Below are 4,321 nucleotides of genomic sequence, written 5' to 3' on the forward strand. Positions count from 1 at the left end.
CAGCTTCTTGATGGTTTCCGGGGTTGCAGCAACCCGTGTTTCACCGGTCTGGGTTTCGAGAGGAACACCAATGTGCACGTCAAATCTCCTGCGTGATCTTGTTGAGTAAACCCAGGCACTACGGATGGTGCGGCTGGGGCGGCCGATCAGCACGATCCCGCCAAATCAGGGCGGGGCGCGGCATTTTGCAGGCGAACTTTGTGCCCTTCAAGGGATTATGACGGGTGACGGAAAATTAACTACAAGTCACCCCGTGACCGAATGTCGCAACCAGCCGGCTCTATCCCTTGCAGACCGTGCTTTGCAAGGATTCTGGCCGAAATTGAAGAATTTACACATCGGCCGTATGAATGATGCGGCATCGCTTTGAAATAGTGGCGCAAAGCCGCGTGCTCAGGCGCTTGTGGGACGTTTGTACAGCTTCTCGATACAGTTTGCTGGCATGCGACAAATACTTATATCTGTAGGGCTTTATATTTGCTGACTACGAGGTCAAGTAACGCTGCGGGGCCTTTATCCTTCTAGGCTGTAGCTGTGCGCCTGATTTACCAGCCAGTCACGAAATGCCCTCAAAGACGCGGATTCAACCTTTCGCTCAGGAATCATCAGGTAGTAAGCCTTGATGCTGGACAATGCTTGCGGGTTGGCGATCACCAGGCGTTTCTCCTTCAGCTCCCTTTGAATCAAAAACGGCGGAATCAGGGCAATGCCCATGTCGTGCATGGCCGCCTGCGCGAGCATGGAGAATAGCTCGTAGCGGGGGCCTGTCATGTCTCGCGGGACATTCAGGTGTTGGGAATCGAACCATTGGCGCCAGGCATAGGGGCGGGTGGTCTGTTGCAGTAGAGGCAAGTCGGCGATTTCGCCGGGCGTCAGACTGGCCTTGTTTCCGAGCAGGTTGGGGCTGCAAACGGGCATCGGATTTTCACCCATCAGCCTGTGGGACTCTGTACCCGACCAATCCGCATCACCGAAGTAGATGGCGGCATCAAAATCAGTGTCGGCGAACAGGAACGGCCGCGTGCGGTTGGTCAGGTTGACCGTCACTTCCGGGTGCTTTTGCTGGAAGTCCTTGAGACGCGGCAGCAGCCATTGGGTGCCGAAGGTCGGAACCACCGCCAATTCGATCACGTTGGCGCCCTGCTGGCCCATCACCGACAGGGTGTCCCGTTCGACCGCATCGAGTTGTGTGGCAACCCGACGGCTGTAGGAAAGCCCGGCCTCCGTCAGCTTCACTCCACGCCGCGAGCGTCGGAACAGTTCCACGCTGAGGAACTCTTCAAGGCTGGCGATCTGTCGGCAAATCGCTCCTTGGGTCAGCGAAAGTTCCTGGGCGGCCTTGGTGAAGCTCTCATGGCGCGCTGCAGCCTCGAAGCTGATCAGGGCGGTGGTGCTGGGTATTTTTCTGCGCATGTACGTCAACCTCACTAATACATCGCATAAAGGCTATTTTGCGATGTTTCGGAGTGAGAAATTAGCACAACAGTATGCAAAATCCTCGTTTGCCGTGGCGCCGATCCGGGCCTAGGATCACTCCACGTTATTTGACCCGATTCGAGAGGACACACTCATGGGCGGTAAAGCTAGCTTCAACTGGATCGATCCCCTGCTGCTGGATCAACAGCTCACTGAAGAAGAACGCATGATTCGCGACACGGCTGCGCAGTTTGCTCAGCAGAGCCTTGCGCCGCGCATTCTTGAAGCTTTCCGTCATGAGAAGACCGATCCGGCGATCTTCCGCGAAATGGGCGAGATCGGTCTGTTGGGCGCAACCATTCCCGAGCAGTACGGTGGCAGTGGCCTGAACTACGTCAGCTATGGCCTGATCGCCCGTGAAGTCGAGCGTATCGACTCCGGCTATCGCTCGATGATGAGCGTGCAGTCCTCGCTGGTGATGGTGCCAATCAATGAATTCGGTACCGAAGCGCAGAAGCAGAAGTACCTGCCGAAACTGGCGTCGGGCGAGTGGATCGGCTGCTTCGGCCTGACCGAGCCTAACCACGGCTCCGACCCGGGCGCGATGATCTCTCGTGCGCGCAAAGTGGAAGGTGGCTACAGCCTCACCGGCAACAAGATGTGGATCACCAACAGTCCGATCGCCGATGTGTTCGTGGTCTGGGCCAAGGACGATGCCGGCGACATCCGCGGCTTCGTTCTGGAGAAAGGCTGGAAAGGTCTGAGCGCTCCGGCGATTCACGGCAAGGTGGGCCTGCGCGCATCGATCACCGGTGAAATCGTGATGGATAACGTGTTCGTTCCGCAAGAGAACATTTTCCCGGATGTCCGTGGCCTGAAAGGTCCTTTCACTTGCCTCAACTCGGCACGTTACGGCATCGCCTGGGGTGCGCTGGGTGCGGCCGAGTTCTGCTGGCACACCGCTCGCCAGTACACCCTGGATCGTCAACAGTTCGGTCGCCCGCTGGCCGCTACCCAGTTGATCCAGAAGAAGCTTGCCGATATGCAGACTGAAATCACCATGGCGCTGCAAGGCTGCCTGCGTCTGGGTCGCATGAAGGATGAAGGCACCGCGGCGGTCGAAATCACTTCGATGATGAAGCGCAACTCTTGCGGCAAGTCCCTGGACATCGCGCGCATGGCTCGCGATATGTTGGGCGGCAACGGCATCTCCGATGAGTTTGGTGTCGCGCGTCACCTGGTCAACCTGGAAGTGGTGAACACCTATGAAGGTACGCACGACGTCCATGCACTGATCCTCGGTCGTGCGCAAACCGGCCTACAGGCGTTCTATTAAGGAGAACGTCCATGGGCGCGCTATCGCATCTACGGGTACTGGATTTATCGCGGGTGCTGGCCGGGCCTTGGGCCGGGCAGATCCTGGCCGACCTTGGCGCCGAAGTGATCAAGGTCGAGCGTCCGGGTAACGGCGATGACACGCGCGCCTGGGGGCCGCCGTTCCTTAAAGACGCCTATGGCGAGAACACCAGCGAGGCCGCCTATTACTTGTCGGCCAATCGCAACAAGCAATCGGTCACCATCGACTTCACTCGCCCTGAAGGGCAGAAGCTGGTGCGTGAACTGGCGGCCAAGTCGGACATCCTGATCGAGAACTTCAAGGTCGGCGGTCTGGCGGCTTATGGCCTGGACTATGAATCGTTGAAGGCGATCAATCCGGATCTGATCTATTGCTCGATCACCGGGTTTGGCCAGACTGGTCCTTACGCCAAGCGTGCGGGTTATGACTTCATGATCCAGGGGCTCGGCGGGCTCATGAGCCTGACGGGGAGACCTGAAGGTGAGGACGGCGCGGGCCCGGTGAAGGTTGGCGTGGCGCTGACGGACATCCTGACCGGGCTGTATTCGACTGTCGCAATCCTGGCAGCGCTTGCGCATCGGGATCACGACGGCGGTGGTCAGCATATCGATATGGCACTACTGGACGTACAGGTAGCTTGTCTGGCCAACCAGGCGATGAACTACCTGACGACAGGCAATGCACCTAAACGCTTGGGCAATGCTCATCCGAACATCGTGCCCTATCAGGATTTTCCTACGGCGGATGGCGATTTCATCCTTACCGTCGGGAACGATGGACAGTTCCGCAAGTTCGCGGAAGTGGCCGGGCAGCCGCAGTGGGCGGACGACCCGCGTTTTGCCACCAACAAGCTGCGGGTGGCAAACAGGGCGGTACTGATTCCGCTGATCCGCCAGGCGACGGTGTTCAAGACGACCGCTGAATGGGTGGCGCAGTTGGAGCAGGCTGGCGTGCCATGCGGGCCTATCAATGACGTGGCGCAGATGTTTGCCGATCCTCAGGTCAAGGCGCGTGGGTTGGCTATCGAGCTGCCGCATGCGCTGGCCGGGATGGTGCCTCAGGTGGCGAGCCCGATTCGACTGTCGGAGACGCCGGTGGAGTACCGTTTTGCGCCTCCTTTGCTGGGTGAGCACACGTTCGAGGTTTTGCAGCGGGTGTTGGGCCTGGATGCGGGGGCGGTGTCCGCATTCAAGGCTTCGGGCGTTCTCTGATAGGTCTCTTCTATATAGAGGGGAGTTTCGGCTCCTCTATATAGGCCTCCCTTTGGGGTGTTTTGCTGCATTCTGCAGGTTATTGATAGAAAACCTGAATCAGTGCTTGACGGCAGATTCCAGATCTCTATAATTCGCCACACTTCCGGCGCAGTCGAAACGGAAAACTCCTTGGTAAACAAAGAGTTACGCAGTTTTCGGCAGCAGGTTGCTTCAGGTCATCGAAGCCAAAAGGGAGTTGAAAAAGAGGTGTTGACAGCAGCGTGTAACGCTGTAGAATTCGCCTCCCGCTGACGAGAGATCTGAAGCGCAAGTGGTTGAAGTTACAAAGGAAACT

At 57.8% G+C, this 4,321-nt stretch carries 4 protein-coding genes; 2 read left to right on the forward strand and 2 right to left on the reverse strand.

Annotation, left to right across the window (positions count from 1 at the left end; genetic code table 11):
* The coding region (locus KGA83_RS26720) for a hypothetical protein (RefSeq protein WP_223441004.1) at positions 1-78 on the reverse strand (78 nt) is incomplete at its 3' end.
* Positions 79-513: 435 nt separating this feature from the next.
* A complete protein-coding gene (locus KGA83_RS26725) occupies positions 514-1,413 on the reverse strand; it encodes a LysR family transcriptional regulator (protein ID WP_108219963.1) in 900 nt (299 codons plus the stop codon).
* A 157-nt stretch (positions 1,414-1,570) separates the two neighbouring features.
* Here KGA83_RS26725 and KGA83_RS26730 point away from each other — a divergent pair, with 157 nt between their 5' ends.
* Positions 1,571-2,752: an acyl-CoA dehydrogenase gene (locus KGA83_RS26730; RefSeq protein ID WP_108219962.1), complete on the forward strand. Its 1,182-nt coding sequence runs from the start codon at positions 1,571-1,573 to the stop codon at positions 2,750-2,752.
* 11 nt (positions 2,753-2,763) lie between these two features.
* Positions 2,764-3,984: a CaiB/BaiF CoA transferase family protein gene (locus KGA83_RS26735; RefSeq protein WP_223531237.1), complete on the forward strand. Its 1,221-nt coding sequence runs from the start codon at positions 2,764-2,766 to the stop codon at positions 3,982-3,984.
* Positions 3,985-4,321 lie beyond the last annotated feature (337 nt).

This window comes from Pseudomonas sp. GL-R-19, from assembly GCF_019956375.1.
In the GTDB taxonomy this organism is placed as follows: Bacteria; Pseudomonadota; Gammaproteobacteria; order Pseudomonadales; family Pseudomonadaceae; genus Aquipseudomonas.

Bases quoted from the DNA above. Each gene is read 5' to 3' on its own strand.
- KGA83_RS26725 (WP_108219963.1), bottom strand. From the start codon at position 1,413: ATGCGCAGAAAAATACCCAGCACCACCGCCCTGATCAGCTTCGAGGCT.
- KGA83_RS26730 (WP_108219962.1), top strand. From the start codon at position 1,571: ATGGGCGGTAAAGCTAGCTTCAACTGGATCGATCCCCTGCTGCTGGAT.
- KGA83_RS26735 (WP_223531237.1), top strand. From the start codon at position 2,764: ATGGGCGCGCTATCGCATCTACGGGTACTGGATTTATCGCGGGTGCTG.